This window comes from Exiguobacterium sp. UBA6309, assembly GCF_002439205.1.
Taxonomy (GTDB): domain Bacteria; phylum Bacillota; class Bacilli; order Exiguobacteriales; family Exiguobacteriaceae; genus Exiguobacterium_A.
The window spans coordinates 2555-3179 of sequence record NZ_DJTL01000035.1 but is presented as its reverse complement, the minus strand read 5'-3'; the positions used below and the strand labels follow the sequence as shown (position 1 = coordinate 3179).

Genomic DNA, 625 nt, shown 5'->3' with positions numbered 1-625 from the left:
AAATTACCGCAGTTCGGTGGAACGGTCGTCCAGACGGAAGACGAACTGGCAGCGGTCACGATGGCAATTGGTGCCAACTACGCAGGTGTCCGTGCTTTGACGGCGTCTGCTGGTCCAGGATTGTCACTAATGGCGGAAGCGATCGGATTATCCGGGATGACGGAAACACCGCTCGTCATCGTCGATACACAACGGGGTGGTCCGTCAACAGGTCTACCAACGAAACAGGAACAGTCGGACTTGATGGCGATGATCTATAGTACACATGGTGAGATTCCGAAGGTCGTTTTGGCACCGTCAACGGTCGAAGAAGCGTTCTACGATGCAGCAGAAGCATTCAATATCGCAGAGGAGTATCAATGCCCTGTCATTCTATTGACGGATTTGATGCTGTCGCTCGGAAAACAATCGGTTGAACCACCGGATATGTCACGCGTTGAGATCCGTCGCGGGAAGTTGATCCAGGAAGACTTACCGGAACTTGAAGGAAAAGCGTACTTCAAACGCTACGAAGTGACGGAAGATGGAATCAGCCCACGTGTCATTCCAGGCGTCAAGCACGGAATTCACCACGTAACGGGTGTTGAGCACAATGAGGAAGGGCGTCCGTCGGAAGCGACGAAGA

General features: G+C 52.6%; 1 pseudogene. It reads left to right on the top strand.

The features are described from left to right. A pseudogene (locus B3M90_RS12035) lies at positions 1-625 on the top strand (2-oxoacid:acceptor oxidoreductase subunit alpha); the annotation flags it as partial.